Genomic DNA, 13,975 nt, shown 5'->3' on the forward strand with positions numbered 1-13,975 from the left:
GCCGTCCCGAAGCGGGCCGGGTCAAGACGCGCCTTTGCCCGCCGTTAACTCCGGCGCAGGCCGCGACGCTCTATGCCGCGTTCCTGCGTGATCTGGTCGCGCTAGTGCGCGCAGTGCCCGGTGTGCAACCGCTGATTGCCTATGCGCCGGCTGAGGCGGGTGATTATTTCGCGGCGCTGGCCCCTGATATTGCTCGTCGTTCGCAAACCGGCGCCGATCTCGGCGAGCGGCTGGCCGCCGTGACCGATGCCGCACTGGGTGAAGGCGCGCCGGCAGTGCTGGTGATTGGCAGCGACAGCCCCAGCTTGCCGCCGGCCCATATCACCCAAGCCGTTGCTGCGCTAGCTGGTGGCGCTGATCTAGTGCTGGGGCCGGCGGAAGATGGCGGCTACTATTTGGTTGGGTTGCGCCGGCCCGCCCCGGCCTTGTTCACCGAAGTACCTATGAGCACCCCTACCGTACTGCGCGCTACCCTCGTCGTCGCCGAGCAACTGGGCCTGCGCACGGCCCTCATCGATCCGTGGTACGACATTGACACCATCGCCGATCTGCGCCGGTTGCGCGCCGATCCGGCTCCGCTGCGCCATACCCGGCCCGTGTTGGCTGAGTTGCTGGCCAGCTTGGCGGAGGAACGCTAGCCTCATACCACCGCTATCCGCACCCGCGGTACGGGCCGGTTCCACTCCGAGATGCGCTCGCCAATTACCACGCCACCCATGCGGAGGTAGAAACCGAGCGCATTGGGATCAGCGTCCAGCTCGATCTGCGCTACGCCGCGCTCGCGGCATACAGCGATGGCGTAGCGCAAGAGCAGCCTACCAACGCCGCACCCAATCCATGCCGGCGTCACCCATAAGTCTTCCAATATGGCCGGGGTCTGCTCGATCAAGAGCCGGCCCCAGCCGATCGGGGTTGTGTCAGACCGGGCCACAAACACCACATCACGCTCGATCGCCGCCGCGGTGATGATCGGCGTCGCCGCCCAAGCCTCGATCAGGTGGCTCGGATAGCCCCAGTAGCTCTTGGCTGCAATCGCGATCTGGTGCAACGTGGCGGCTTCGGCGGGCTGGGCGCGGGTGATAGTGATCGGTAGCATAACGATCCTGTTGCTAAGATGATTGACTTGTCAAAAATCTTGAAAACGGCGATAATTGAGACGGCGAAACGGCGTACCGGCGGCAGATGCGATGCCCTGCCGCAAGCCATCACGACGAGACATTGTAAGGTGTCTATGCCAACCGAACCTAGCCAACCCGGCCCACGCATGGGCGAATTTGTGGCGATGATGGCGCTAATGACCTCGCTGGTGGCGCTGTCGATCGATGTGATGCTGCCGGCGCTGGCCCAGATCGGCGCCGATCTCGGCGTCCAGCACGAGAATGCCAACCAGTTGGTGGTGACGATGGTCTTTTTGGGGTTGGCGATCGGCCAACTGCTCTACGGGCCGCTCTCGGATAGCATCGGACGCAAGCCGGCCATCTACCTTGGGTTTGCCCTCTTTTTTGCCGGGTCGCTGCTCGCGATTGCAGCCGTTAACTTTCCAATGATGCTGACTGGCCGGTTGCTGCAAGGGTTGGGGGTAGCCGGACCGCGCGGCGTGTCGATGGCGTTGATCCGCGATCGGTTTGCCGGGCGGGCAATGGCGCGGGTGATGTCGTTTATCATGGCCGTATTCATTATTGTGCCGATCGTTGCACCAGCGCTAGGGCAAGCGATCTTGCTCGTGGCAGCGTGGCGAGCGATCTTTATCGTCTTGTTGCTGTTGGGGATGGTGGCGTTGATCTGGTTCGGTTTACGCCAACCCGAAACCCTGCCCGTTGAACGGCGCGCGCCGTTGTCAGTGACGCGCATTGGGCTTGCCTTCCGCGAAGTGCTCAGCCACCGCATTGCGCTCGGTTATACGCTCATGGCCGGCGTGGTAGCCGCCGTCTTGCAGAGCTATCTCAGTTCGGCGCAACAGATTTTTCAGCTCCAGTATGGGCTCGGCCCGCTCTTCCCGTTGTTTTTCGCGATCAATGCGCTCGCCATTGGGTTCGCTTCATTCACCAATGGCCGGCTGGTTATGCGTTACGGTATGCGACCGTTGCTAACCATTGCGCTGCTGGTCTTTGTGGGGGTGACGCTCGTCTTTGTAGGGGTGGCGCTGGCGACCAGCGGCCAGCCGCCGCTGTGGCTCTTGATGGCCTACCTCGTCCCGTGCTTCTTCTGCCTTGGCATCCTCTTTGGCAATATGAACGCGATGGCGATGGAGCCGCTCGGCCATATTGCCGGCATTGGTTCAGCGGTGGTTGGCTCGCTCTCAACCTTTGTCGCCATTCCGCTCGGCGCGATCATCGGGCAGGCCTACAACGGCACCGTGACGCCGCTGGCCATCGGATTTGCCGCGCTGGCGCTCGGTGCGTTGGGCTTGATGCGCTGGGCCGAGCGCGGGCAGATGGCGGCTGCGCCTGACACTGAACCGGTGGTGTGAGCAGCAAGGGCAGGTTTCCGCTGCACGTGCCTAAATAGGGCGATGCCCCGCGCTACCTGTGCCAATCAATTCCGCTGTCTTATGGAGCACATACCCAAGCAAGGGGCATCCGCTCTGGCGATGGCCGGATGACGAGTGCGGCAGGCAAACTGCCGCACTCCATAAGCTGCTCACCAGACCGCTTCCAGCATCGCCAACAACTCTTCTGGTGTCGCCGGACGCGGGTTGTTGAAGATTGCCGGCTCGACGGCGGCCAGCTCGGCCAATTCGGGCAACGCCTCGCGCGGCACGCCAACATCGCGCAGTCGGGTGGGCAAGCCGCAGTCGGCGGTCAGGGTATGCACGGCGGCAATGCCATCAGCGATCACCTCGGCGTCACTGCGTCCGCCGACGTTGACCCCCATCGCGCGCGCAATCCGCACATAGCGTTCAGGCGCGACTTCGCTGTTGAAGCGCATCGCCGGCGGTAAGAAGATCGCGTTGACGGTGCCGTGATGCACTGGGAACTTGCCACCCACGGCATGCGAGAGGGCATGGACAACGCCAAACAAGCTGTTGCCGCAGGCGATGCCGGCCATAGCTGCGGCAATCAGCAATTGGCTGCGCGCTTCGATGTTCTCGCCGTCATGCACTGCGTCGCGCAGGTATGTGGCGATCATATCGATCGCGGCCAGCGCCAGACTATCGCTGAAGGGGCTATTTTCGGTCGAGACGTAGGTCTCAATCGCGTGCGAGAGCGCATCCATGCCGGTGGCCGCGGTGAGGCGCGGCGGCAGGGTACGGGTCATCATTGGGTCGAGGATGGCCAGATCGGGAGTGACATAACGGCTGACGATACTGATCTTGCGGTGTTCCGCTTCGTCAAGTATCACCGCGATCGGGGTCACTTCGCTGCCGGTGCCGGCGGTAGTGGGGATGGCGACCAGCGGCGTGAGCGGCGTCTCGATCACATTGTAGCCTTCGTAATCGGGGATCGATCCTCCCAAGGTGAGCACGATGCGAACGCCTTTCGCGGTATCGATCGGGCTGCCGCCGCCAATGGCAATCAGCAGATCGGCGCCGGCGGCGCGGGCCTGCTCGGCGGCTTCAGCCACTTTCGCTACTGATGAATTGGCCGGCACGTCATCAAACACGCCGACAATCTTGACAGGGTCAATGCCGGTCTTAATCGGTGCGAGCAAACCGGCTTGCACCACCCCTTTGTCGGCCACGATAAACGCGCGGCGCTGCGGCAACGCATTGCTAATCACCTGCCCCAATTCGGCGGCCAGCCCGATCTGGTAAAGCACGCGCGCGCCAAGGCTGAATTCAAAAAAGTCTTGCATCGCCCCGTCCTTTATCTGTCAAAAGAGCACTGCTACGCTCATTATACGACCGGGGGGAAGAGGGGTAACGCCAAGGCGCAGAGGGAGCAAAGGCGCAGAGATTTTTAACGCAAAGACGCAAAGAACGCAGAGGACGCAAAGATTGGTGAGATGGTGATTGTTCGCTGTGTCCTCCGCGTCCCGTTAGTCCCCCGCCCCCAGCGGAGGAGGGGGTCAGTGGGTGGGGGTCATCTCCCAGCGGGAGCAGAGGCCGGGGGTGAGTGCCACGCCCCGCACCGTTCCAATCAGATATATGTTGTGTCTTTTGCGTCTTTTTGCGGCTATTCCTCTCGCTTCCCCGCCCCCAGCGGGGGAGGGGAAAGGGGTGGGGGCAACAACTCAACCACCCATCTGCATAGCGCGCAATTCCTCGAGCGGGATATGGCAGCGCAGGCGATGACTATCGCCGGCTTCTCGCCAAGGTGGTTTTTCTGTGCGGCATATATCGCCGAGCGCGCGCGGACAGCGCGGCTGAAACGGGCATCCAGTGGCCGGCGCTGCTATCGTGGCCTCGGCTTCGCGGAGGCGCACGCCGCGCGGGTTGGTGGCCGCCAGCAAGGCTTCGGTGTACGGATGCAGCGGCGGGTTGAGCACTGATGCCACCGGGCCTTCTTCAACGATCTCGCCGCGGTACATCACTACGACATCGTCGGCCAAGTAGCTCACCACTGCGAGGTCGTGGGTGATGAAGACATAGGTGATGCCGGTGCGCTCTTTGATGCTGGCCAGCACGTTCAATACCGCTGCCTGCACCGAGACATCGAGCGCTGAGACCGCTTCATCCAGCACGAGCAGATCGGGCGTTGCCGCCAGCGCGCGGGCTATTGCCACCCGCTGTTTCTCGCCGCCGCTCAGTTGGTGCGGACGGCGGTTGGCGTAGTCGGGTGGCAAGTTCACCAGTCGCAACAGATCAGGTACTCGCTTGGCCGCCGTTGCGCCATCGAGACCTCCCAGCCGGATTAGCGGCCTGATCAGCGCCTCGCCAATTGTCAGGGCCGGGTTGAGCGCCTCTTGCGGGTTTTGCAGCACCATCTGCAAGCGCCGCACCTGTTCGCGTGGTCGTTGTTCGATGCGCGGCGCCAGCGGGATGGCGAGCAATTGAATTTCACCTCCCGACGGCGGGGTCAAGCCGATGATGCAGCGGGCGAGCGTGGTTTTGCCGCTGCCGCTCTCGCCGACGACCCCAAGCGTGCGGTTGCGCTGCACGGTGAGGTCGACTCCCGCCAACGCCTGCACCGCCGGCGTAGCCTTGCCGCGTACGGCATCCACCAGCGACCGGCGTTGCGCAATCGTTTTGGTGAGATGATGCGTTGTCAACAACGGCGTTTTGTCCGGTGCGGGGATGGCAGGCGCTGGGGCCGGCGGCGCGAGGTCGAAGGTGAGGTGTGACCAGTAATGGCAGCGGGTGGCGTGATCGGGTGCAATCGTAAGCAATTGCGGTCGTTCGCGCTGGCAACGGTCGTCGGCCAGCGGGCAACGCGGTGCAAAGACGCAGCCGGCCGGCAGCGCGCCGGGGGCCGGAATGGTTCCTTCGATCGGTTGCAAGGGATGGTAGTCGTAGCGCAGGCCGGGGTGCGGCAGACTGCGCAACAATCCTTGGGTGTAGGGATGGCGCGGCTGTTGAAACAGAGTGCCGGTCGGCGCGATTTCGACCAGCTCGCCGGCGTAGAGCACGGCAGTGCGGCTGGCGATGCGGGCGACAAGGCCAAGGTTATGTGAAATGAAAAGCGACGCTGGCTGCCGCTCGGCAATCAAGTCGGCCAGCAAATCGATGACCGCGGCTTCGGTCGTCACATCGAGACTCGTGGTCGGTTCGTCGAGCACCAGCAGGCGCGGCGCGCCGTGCAACGCCATCGCGATCATCACGCGCTGTTGCATACCGCCGCTGAGTTCGTGGGGGTAGCTGCGCATTACCCGCACTGGGTCAGCAATTTGCACGCGGGCCAACAGCGCAGCGGCTTGCGCTTCAGCAACGGGACGTTTGCCGCCGATCGCTTCAACCAGTTGCTCGCCGATGCGCAGGGTTGGGTTGAGCGCCGCCAGCGGATTTTGCGGCACCAACCGCAGGGATCGCTCCCAGAGCGCGCGCAAGGCTGCCCCTTGCGTTTGGGTGAGATCGATACCGTCGAGCAAGACCCTCCCGGCGCTGATCCGGCCATTCGCTGGCAACGCGCGTAAGATCGCCAAGCCAAGCGTGCTCTTGCCGCTGCCGCTTTCGCCGACGATGCCTACTGTCTCGCCGGCGGCGACGCTTAGGGTTATCTCGCGTAACACCGGCAGCCGTTGCCGGCCAGCGTGGTATTCAACCGCAAGGTTCTCGACCGAGAGGACGGAAGCTGCCATGACTGCTCTCGCCCAATGCAGACCGAAGGGGTGCAAAGATGTTTGCCGGCGCAGCGCGAAGCTGCGCCGTGTGCCTGCTCCACCGCTTATGAGTCGCTGATTGCCCGGCGCACCCCTTCGGCCATCAGATTGACCCCAATCACCAGTAACGCAATCGCGGCTGCCGGGACGTAGAGCGACCACGGTGCGAGCGCGAATTCATTGCGCGCTTCCAGCACCATCAGACCCCAGTCGGGGCTTGGCGGTTGCACGCCGACGCCAAGGAACCCGAGCGAGGCGACCAGAAAGATCGCGTATGAAAAGCGCAGCGCCGCTTCGACCGCCAGCGTTGGCGCCACCAGCGGCAACAACTCGCGCCAGAGAACGTACCCCAGCCGTTCATCGCGCATGCGCGCCGCTTCGATAAAACCGCGCGATTTCAGTGTCAAGACTGAGCTCCGTACCACGCGGGCCACGATCGGGGTATACACCACCATCATCACCAGCAGCACGTTCGCGCGCGAAGGGCCGGTGGCGCCAAGCAAAATCAACGCTAGTAAGAGGGCCGGCAGAGCGAGCAAACCGTCGAACAGGCGAAAGACGGTCTCCTCCAGCCAGCCTCCCAGATACGTAACACTGATCCCGATGAATGCTCCTAAGATCACCGCCAAGACGGTGCCGCCGCCAGCCAGCGCCAGAATATCGCGTGCGCCGTAAACGATCCGGCTAAACAGATCGCGGCCCAGCCGGTCGGTGCCGAAGGGGTGGCTCAGCGACGGCGGTTGGCGGATGCGTTCGGCATTTTGCGCAGTCGGGCTATACGGTGCAATCAACGGCCCAAACAGGGCCAGCGCCAGAAAAACGGTCACAATGATCGTCCCTGCCGCGGTTGCCGGATCGGCGAAAAAGGCGCGGCCTAATTGCTGAACATTCATGGTTCTCGCATGCCGGCAAACACCAAAGTACGTTCGCTCTTGCCCATCTTATACCGCAATGGTCGCCAGATCGGTGCGGCCCGGAAACGCCTTCGCTACATACCCGCGCAACCCTTCGCGGTGCGCGCTGAGTTGGGCAAAGAAATAGGGAATGATAATCGGGCCGCGCTCGATCAAGATCCGCTGTATTTCGCGGTACGCGCGCACTCGCTCGGCTTCATCGAGCGTGGTGCGGGCCGTGGCGGCCAGTGCGTCAAATTCGGCGTCGCTAAAATGGCTTTCGTTCCACACCGCGCTGCTCACCAGCATCACATCAAGGTAAAACTGCGGTACCGGGCGCGAACCCCAACCGGTGATGCCCAGATCAACCTCTAGCCAGCCGTTGTCGCCGTAGTAAACGCTCTCTGGCTCGACGATCACATTAATGTCGATCCCGGCTTCGGCCCACTGCTCTTTCAACACCACTGCCAAATCGGGCCGATCGCCCGAATCGGGCACGTGCAGATCGAGTTTCAGCCCGTCAGGATAACCTGCACTCGCCAGCAACGCGCGCGCTGCCGCCGGATCGCGCGCCGGGAGCGGCGTCTCTTCGGAGTAGTAGGCGCTGAAGAGTGGCCCAATCGGGCTGTCGCGGCCCACCGCACCCAAACCGGCTTTCACTTGACGGAAGATCGCTTGGCGGTCGGTAGCCAGCTTGAGTGCGCGGATCACCTCAGGTTTGTTGCCCGGCTCCCGGTCGGCGCGCAACCGCACCAGATCAAAGCCGTTGGTCGGCGTCTGCACGGCTACAATTCCCGCGGTTTGTTGCAAGGTTTGGAACAGCGGCGTTGGCATGCGCAACACGAGATCGACCTGCCCGCCGCGCAGCGCATCAACCGCCGCCGCCTGATCGGCAAAAAAGATAATCTCAAGGTTGGCGACTGCCGGCTTGCTGGTTTGGAAATAGGCCGGATTCGCCGCGAGATCGATCCGGTTCTCGGTGCGATATTCCACTACTTTGAAGGGGCCGGTGCCGTTGAAGCTAGTGGCCGGATTCGTCGTGCCGGCCCGGAGGATCAAGGCGTGATTATCGGACAGATCGTAGAGGAAAAATGGATTGGGCGCGGATAGTGTGAAGACGACAGCATTATCGCCGTCGGCGGCAATCTCGGCGATATTGGCGTAGAGGTCAGCAGTCGGCAATTGTAGCGCAGGATCGCGCAAGCGATTGAATGTCCACACCACATCAGCGGCGGCGAGGGGTCTGCCATCGTGGAAAGAGATGCCGCTGGCGAGCGCCAGCCGGTAACGCAAACCATCGTCACTAATCGTCCATTCGCGGGCAAGGCGCGGAATCACGTTATTGCCGGTGTCAATGTCAACCAGATAGTCGTACACGTGGTTGAGAATGAGGATTTCGGCGTCTGCCGAAGCGAAGGCCGGGTCAAGCTGCACCGGAATTTCGCTCGCCACACGCAACTTCCCGCTAGGGCCGCCGCCAGCAGGAGCTGGGGTGGCGGTGGGTGCAGGCGCTGGCGCCGTGCCGCTGCAGGCTGCCAGCGCCGTTGCGCCGGCTGATAACCCCAGCGCCAACCCAAGGCGCAAAAACGCACGGCGACTCATCCGCCCGGCCAACACCTCAGATCGGGCCATCTGCAACACGTGCAGTCGCTCGTCTGATTGATTCATCGGTTCGTCCTTTCGCTTCAAAATGCGGCTCTCAGCGGATGCTACCTCCTACGAACGGGGTCCAGACCTAATCTATAGTGTGCGGCAGTCCCACTGCCGCGTTAGCATTGGGCCAGCGCCTATATGGCTTGCGGCAGTCCCACTACCACAATACCTCTCCGGCCATAGCCGTTGCGGTGCGGACAAAACATGCAGTCACACCCACCCGTTGATCGCAGTGCAATGCCGTAAAGCCCCGTGCTGCGCTCCCCATCACCCCTCCCCCGCCGGGGGAGGGGCAAGGGGTGGGGCATCAGCCCGCGCAGTGGCCTTCGTAACCATAGTACCGGACAGATGGCCTGTCCGCCTCTTCTCCCGTGCCAGCGCCTATCTGGAGTGCGGCAGTCGCACTGCCGCAATGCCTCGCCGGCCATAGCTGTTGAGGAGCGCACAGAACATGTAGTTGCACCCACCCATATGATCGCTGGGCGATGTCTCACCGCCCGGCTCTCTGCTCCCCTCTCCCGCGCCGGTGAGAGCGGGGCTGGGGGCGAGGGTGCAACAACCCTACCAACCCCACGTGCCGGGACCGCCCTTAAACGGCCCGACAATATCGCTGGTAATCCAGCCGCCGTAAAATCCGCCCGGTTGCGGAGTCACCAGTTCATCATCGACATAGCAGGCATCCATCGGGCCGGCGTAGAAGGCGAGATACCCGCGGATGGGCGCGAAATCAGGCGTGGGGTCAAGGTACGACCACGCCGCTTGCATTGCGCTGCGCTCGCCAACCACCACATCGTAATAAGTGGCGATGCCCTTGAATTCGCAAAACGATCGGGCCAGATTGGGGTGCAGGAAGGCCATCTGCACATCAGCGGGCGGCACATAGTAGACCGGCGGATGGCTGGTTTCAAGCACCCGAATCGCGCGCCGGCTATCGACCAGCGTGATCCCGGCCAAGATTACCCGGATCCGGCGCGAGGTCGGTTCGAGCCGTGGCGGGCGCGGATAGTCCCAGACCGATTCTTGGCCGGGGCCGGGCGGAATGCGTTTGACCATCGTCTTCACCTCTGGCGACAGTGGATACGGCTATCTGCACTATACCATAGTTGCCGAGCAGATTCAGTGAAAAACAAAGTACGTTGTAACATTGCCCAAATAACTGCAAACCGCGTTTGGTTGCCCATACCGCAGCAAGCATCTTGGCAGCGAGAGCGCAGCGAAGCGGCTCACGCACCAATCCCAGCGAGTATGTAGAACGAGCCGGCATTTGCCTGACAACCCACTTCCTGCGAGCATGCAGCGCACAGCTTGCCCGCTACTCGTCGCACATGGCAGATAGCCGGTAGCTGAGCAATTTCGACGAATGATCCGCCATCTGCGCATCGTTTCGCTGTTTGCAGCAGTATACTAATAGGGGGGAAAAAAAGTAGCGCACCCCTCTTGTCATAGTCGTACACTTGTGCTATTATAGCACATATGTACGGGGTAGGTAACGGCGTTGACAGCGCCCTCCCCATCGAGTAGAGTAGCAAGAGGAGCATACGAGTGGGTACGAATAATGGAGGAGCGCCCGCGATGGCAATCACCCCGGAGAAAGAAAAAGCGCTCGCGGCGGCGATGTCGCAGATCGATCGCAAGTTTGGCAAAGGCTCCATCATGAAGATGGGCGAGGTGGGAAACCGGCTGGCCATCGAAGCCATTCCCACCGGTTCGATTGCCCTCGACATTGCGCTGGGCATTGGCGGCGTACCGCGCGGGCGCGTGATCGAGATTTTCGGCCCTGAGAGCAGCGGTAAAACCACGCTGGCCCAACACATCATCGCCGAAGCGCAGAAGATGGGTGGCGTCTGCGCCTTTATCGACGCCGAACACGCCTTTGACCCCGTCTACGCGGCGCGGTGCGGCGTCAATACCAATGACCTGCTGGTATCTCAGCCCGACACCGGCGAGCAGGCGCTTGAGATCTGCGAAATGCTGGTGCGCTCGAATGCGATCGACGTGATCGTCATCGACTCGGTCGCCGCTTTGGTGCCGCGAGCCGAAATCGAAGGCGATATGGGCGATTCGATGCCCGGCATGCAAGCCCGCCTGATGAGCCAAGCGCTGCGTAAGTTGTCCGGCGCGATTAGCAAGAGCCGCACGGTCGTCATCTTCATTAACCAGTTGCGCATGAAGATCGGCGTGATGTTCGGTTCGCCGGAAACCACCACCGGCGGGCAGGCGCTCAAGTTCTACGCCTCGGTGCGGCTTGATATCCGGCGGATCGAGACGCTCAAGCAAGGGCAAGAGGCGATCGGTTCGCGGGTGCGGGTGAAGGTGATCAAGAACAAGGTCGCGCCGCCCTTCCGGCAGGCCGAATTCGATATTCTGGCCAACGAGGGCATCTCGCGCGAAGGCAATATCATCGACATCGGCACCGAGTTGGGCATCATCCGCAAGAGCGGCGCGTGGTTCTATCTCGGCGAAGATCGGCTCGGCCAAGGGCGCGAAAACGTGCGCGAGTTCCTCAAGAACAATCCGGCCCTGACCGACGAGATCGAACGCTTGATCAAAGCGCAAGCGTTGACCAATCCGTCGGTGATCGCGCCGAGCGCCGATGTCGGCGACGATGACGGTATCTTTGAAGAATGACGCCTGCGTTGTGTACTGCCGGGTGCTGCCGGCGCGAGCTGGCAGCACCAATGTGTTGGCTCATGCCATGCCGCCGGTTCCGGGGTGCGCCGGGGGCAGCGTGCGCGGCAGGCGTTCTGGATGGTGTTGTCGCGGGTGATCACTCGTGCAATAACGTCGCCGTACCCTTCGCCCTGCAAGCTTGAGGGACTAGCAGAACGTGTAGTCGATCATCACCGTTGAACGCTGTGCAATGCCGTAAAGTTTGGTGCTGCGCTCCCCTTGCCCGCGCCAGTGGGTTGAGGGGTTGGGGGTGAGGGTCGTCAGCCCGCGCAGCGGGCTTCGTACCCCAAGCCCGGCCCTTCTAGGCTGGGTGCCGGATCAGATGGTCTGTCTGCCCTTGAACCTGCACCAGTGGGAGCGGGACTAGGGGTGAGGGCAAACCAGCGCATCTCAACGCCATCAATCACATCTGCGCTCATGCGTTCTGTCTGCCCTTGAACCTCGTAAGCAGGGCGCAAACGTAAGAATGACGGTCTGAGCCAGTTAGCCAACGTCAGCCACTCCTCCGCGCGTAGTGTTGAGACGAGTACTATGCCTGCCGGTACAATTACCGCTCTGCGCCAGCAAAGCAACGATCCGCAGCGCGTCAATGTCTTTATTGACGGTGAGTTTGCGTTGGGCATTAGCCTCAATACATTGGTGCGCGAGCGTTTGGCGGTCGGCGTGCAGCTTGATGAGGCGGCGTGGGAATGCCTCGTTGCCAGCGAGCAGGCCGATCAGGCGTTGCAGAAAGCGTTACAGCAGCTTGAGCGACGACCGCGTTCGACTGCCGAAATGCGGCGGTATTTGCAGCGCAAAGGGTTTGATGAGGCGACGTGCGTGCGCGTGATTGCCCGGTTGCACGAATTGGGTCTGCTGAATGACGCCGATTTTGCCCGTCGCTGGGTCGCCAACCGGCGCGCCTTGCTCCCCCGCAGCGATCGCGCCTTGCGGGCCGAATTGCGCCACAAGGGGATTGCGCCGGCGATTATTGATGAAGCATTGGCGGCGGAAGATGATGGCATGAGCGAACGTGAACGGGCCGAAGCGGTCGCGCGCGCGGTGTTGCCGCGCTATGCGAGGGTTGCCGATTGGGCCGCATTTCAACGCCGGTTCGGCGGGTATCTGCTGCGTCGCGGATTTGCTGCCGATCTGATCCGGCCCATTCTTGCTCGCCTTTGGCGTGAATTGCATCCGGGGGCGGATGGGCCAGATTGGTAAGATGGCCGATGATCAATGTCGTAACGGTAGCATAGACCAAGATAGTTTCGCAAGGTGTGATGTAGTCTGGCACAAACACGACGATCCGCAGGTAGCAACGAAACACGGGTAGACGATTCGCCAGCGGCGTAACGGAGCACGGGTGGCCCGCCTGTGGGGGTAGCAACGAAGCGTGGGTTGCCCGCAACAGCAGCGTCTCGTGTCGCGATGGTGTTTGGCGAACCGTCATACCCTGTCTATGGATAGCGTCTTCTGGTGAATTCGGTTGTGGTCGCATCCGTTTCGGCCATGAGGATGTGCAGAGTCGCTCTTCTTTCGCTTACAGGCGAGAGAATGGGGAAGGGAAATGGGTGACAACGGCGGATCGCCTTCCCAAAACGCTATCTACGCTATTGGACAGACACCCGCTTGCCGGGTATGATGGTGAGTACGGCAGCGGGCGTTGTGTGCGGCAAATGCCGTTTCCATATCCAAGCAATGAGCGCGCCGCTGTTCATCGCTCGGCACCATAGCCTAACAAGCTAAGGATTTCATTATGGCTGAAGTGCAATATCTTGGTCATGCCTGTTTTCGTCTGCGCGGTCGCGATGGCACTATTGTCTGCGATCCCTACCATCGCTCAATCGGTTTCGATCTCGGCCGGCCAACCGCGACGATCGTCACCGTTAGCCATCACCATCCTGACCACGACAATGTAGCTGCGGTGCGCCCGTTGCGCGATCGCGTCTTTGTGGTTGATGGCCCCGGCGAGTATGAGATTGGCGGGGTGCTGATTACTGGCGTGCGCACCTTCCATGATATGGTGAAAGGCGCTGAACGCGGCTTCAATACCGTGTATATCATCCATCTCGATGATCTGGTCTTCTGCCATCTTGGCGATCTTGGCCATGAATTGACGACGGGCCAGCTCGAAGAGATTGGCTCGAACGTTGATGTGCTGCTTGTGCCGGTAGGAGGCGGTGAGACGATTGGGCCGGCGACAGCCAGCAATGTGATCAGCCAGATCGAACCTCGTTTTGTGATCCCAATGCATTACGCGATGGGGCAGATCGATTTCGATCCGCCGCTAGCGCCGCTCGAAAAGTTTGTGAGCGAAATGGGGATGAAAGAATATACCCCCGAAGATAAGCTGGTGATTAATGCGAATGCCTTGCCCACCGATGAGGAACAGACCCGGATCGTCATCCTGCGCCCGGCTCATAGTTGACCATTCATGCGTCTTACATGTGGTATACTGAAAAGTCGAAGTGCAAACGTACGGCAGACAGATGCCGCTCATCATAGTACGAATGATCATCCGGTAAACAGCGATTGTGTGGCATGCAATCCGCTTTGGCACAGTGCAAGCGAGCGCCAGCGTG

At 61.5% G+C, this 13,975-nt stretch carries 11 protein-coding genes; 5 read left to right on the top strand and 6 right to left on the bottom strand.

Features of this window, described 5'->3' with window-relative positions; all coding sequences use genetic code 11:
* A partial coding sequence (locus U9R81_RS04595; protein ID WP_322494339.1) for a TIGR04282 family arsenosugar biosynthesis glycosyltransferase occupies window positions 1-638 on the top strand: 638 nt, incomplete at its 5' end.
* A gap of 2 nt (window positions 639-640) precedes the next feature.
* Here U9R81_RS04595 and U9R81_RS04600 read toward each other — a convergent pair.
* On the bottom strand, window positions 641-1,096 hold the full coding sequence (locus U9R81_RS04600) for a GNAT family N-acetyltransferase (RefSeq protein WP_322494340.1): 456 nt from the start codon (window positions 1,094-1,096) through the stop codon (window positions 641-643).
* Between the two features lie 135 nt (window positions 1,097-1,231).
* On the opposite strand from U9R81_RS04600, the gene U9R81_RS04605 reads away from it, so the two are divergent.
* Window positions 1,232-2,470, top strand: a complete 1,239-nt coding sequence (locus U9R81_RS04605; protein WP_322494341.1) for a multidrug effflux MFS transporter — start codon at window positions 1,232-1,234, stop codon at window positions 2,468-2,470.
* A 170-nt stretch (window positions 2,471-2,640) separates the two neighbouring features.
* Here U9R81_RS04605 and U9R81_RS04610 read toward each other — a convergent pair whose 3' ends face one another.
* From U9R81_RS04610 to U9R81_RS04630, 5 genes are all read right to left on the bottom strand, one after another.
* Entirely contained in the window at window positions 2,641-3,795 is a 1,155-nt protein-coding gene (locus U9R81_RS04610; protein WP_322494342.1) for an iron-containing alcohol dehydrogenase, read from the bottom strand.
* 378 nt (window positions 3,796-4,173) lie between these two features.
* A complete protein-coding gene (locus U9R81_RS04615; protein WP_322494343.1) occupies window positions 4,174-6,177 on the bottom strand; it encodes a dipeptide ABC transporter ATP-binding protein in 2,004 nt (667 codons plus the stop codon).
* 86 nt (window positions 6,178-6,263) lie between these two features.
* On the bottom strand, window positions 6,264-7,091 hold the full coding sequence (locus U9R81_RS04620) for an ABC transporter permease (RefSeq protein ID WP_322494344.1): 828 nt from the start codon (window positions 7,089-7,091) through the stop codon (window positions 6,264-6,266).
* A gap of 48 nt (window positions 7,092-7,139) precedes the next feature.
* Window positions 7,140-8,759 carry an ABC transporter substrate-binding protein gene (locus tag U9R81_RS04625; protein WP_322494345.1) on the bottom strand — a complete coding sequence of 540 codons (1,620 nt, stop codon included), beginning with the start codon at window positions 8,757-8,759 and terminating at the stop codon, window positions 7,140-7,142.
* A 546-nt stretch (window positions 8,760-9,305) separates the two neighbouring features.
* Window positions 9,306-9,797, bottom strand: a complete 492-nt coding sequence (locus U9R81_RS04630; RefSeq protein ID WP_322494346.1) for a DUF427 domain-containing protein — start codon at window positions 9,795-9,797, stop codon at window positions 9,306-9,308.
* Between the two features lie 519 nt (window positions 9,798-10,316).
* On the opposite strand from U9R81_RS04630, the gene recA reads away from it, so the two are divergent.
* The 3 genes from recA (at window position 10,317) to U9R81_RS04645 (ending at window position 13,821) form a co-directional block, all read left to right on the top strand.
* On the top strand, window positions 10,317-11,372 hold the full coding sequence (recA, locus tag U9R81_RS04635) for a recombinase RecA (protein WP_298402904.1): 1,056 nt from the start codon (window positions 10,317-10,319) through the stop codon (window positions 11,370-11,372).
* Between the two features lie 573 nt (window positions 11,373-11,945).
* On the top strand, window positions 11,946-12,614 hold the full coding sequence (locus U9R81_RS04640; protein ID WP_322494347.1) for a regulatory protein RecX: 669 nt from the start codon (window positions 11,946-11,948) through the stop codon (window positions 12,612-12,614).
* A gap of 535 nt (window positions 12,615-13,149) precedes the next feature.
* Window positions 13,150-13,821, top strand: coding sequence for an MBL fold metallo-hydrolase (locus U9R81_RS04645; protein WP_322494348.1), 672 nt, complete (start codon window positions 13,150-13,152; stop codon window positions 13,819-13,821).
* Window positions 13,822-13,975 lie beyond the last annotated feature (154 nt).

This window comes from Chloroflexus sp., assembly GCF_034435895.1.
Taxonomy (GTDB): Bacteria; Chloroflexota; Chloroflexia; order Chloroflexales; family Chloroflexaceae; genus Chloroflexus.

Bases quoted from the DNA above. Each gene is read 5' to 3' on its own strand.
- U9R81_RS04600 (WP_322494340.1), bottom strand. From the start codon at position 1,096: ATGCTACCGATCACTATCACCCGCGCCCAGCCCGCCGAAGCCGCCACG.
- U9R81_RS04605 (WP_322494341.1), top strand. From the start codon at position 1,232: ATGCCAACCGAACCTAGCCAACCCGGCCCACGCATGGGCGAATTTGTG.
- U9R81_RS04610 (WP_322494342.1), bottom strand. From the start codon at position 3,795: ATGCAAGACTTTTTTGAATTCAGCCTTGGCGCGCGCGTGCTTTACCAG.
- U9R81_RS04615 (WP_322494343.1), bottom strand. From the start codon at position 6,177: ATGGCAGCTTCCGTCCTCTCGGTCGAGAACCTTGCGGTTGAATACCAC.
- U9R81_RS04620 (WP_322494344.1), bottom strand. From the start codon at position 7,091: ATGAATGTTCAGCAATTAGGCCGCGCCTTTTTCGCCGATCCGGCAACC.
- U9R81_RS04625 (WP_322494345.1), bottom strand. From the start codon at position 8,759: ATGAATCAATCAGACGAGCGACTGCACGTGTTGCAGATGGCCCGATCT.
- U9R81_RS04630 (WP_322494346.1), bottom strand. From the start codon at position 9,797: ATGGTCAAACGCATTCCGCCCGGCCCCGGCCAAGAATCGGTCTGGGAC.
- recA (WP_298402904.1), top strand. From the start codon at position 10,317: ATGGCAATCACCCCGGAGAAAGAAAAAGCGCTCGCGGCGGCGATGTCG.
- U9R81_RS04640 (WP_322494347.1), top strand. From the start codon at position 11,946: ATGCCTGCCGGTACAATTACCGCTCTGCGCCAGCAAAGCAACGATCCG.
- U9R81_RS04645 (WP_322494348.1), top strand. From the start codon at position 13,150: ATGGCTGAAGTGCAATATCTTGGTCATGCCTGTTTTCGTCTGCGCGGT.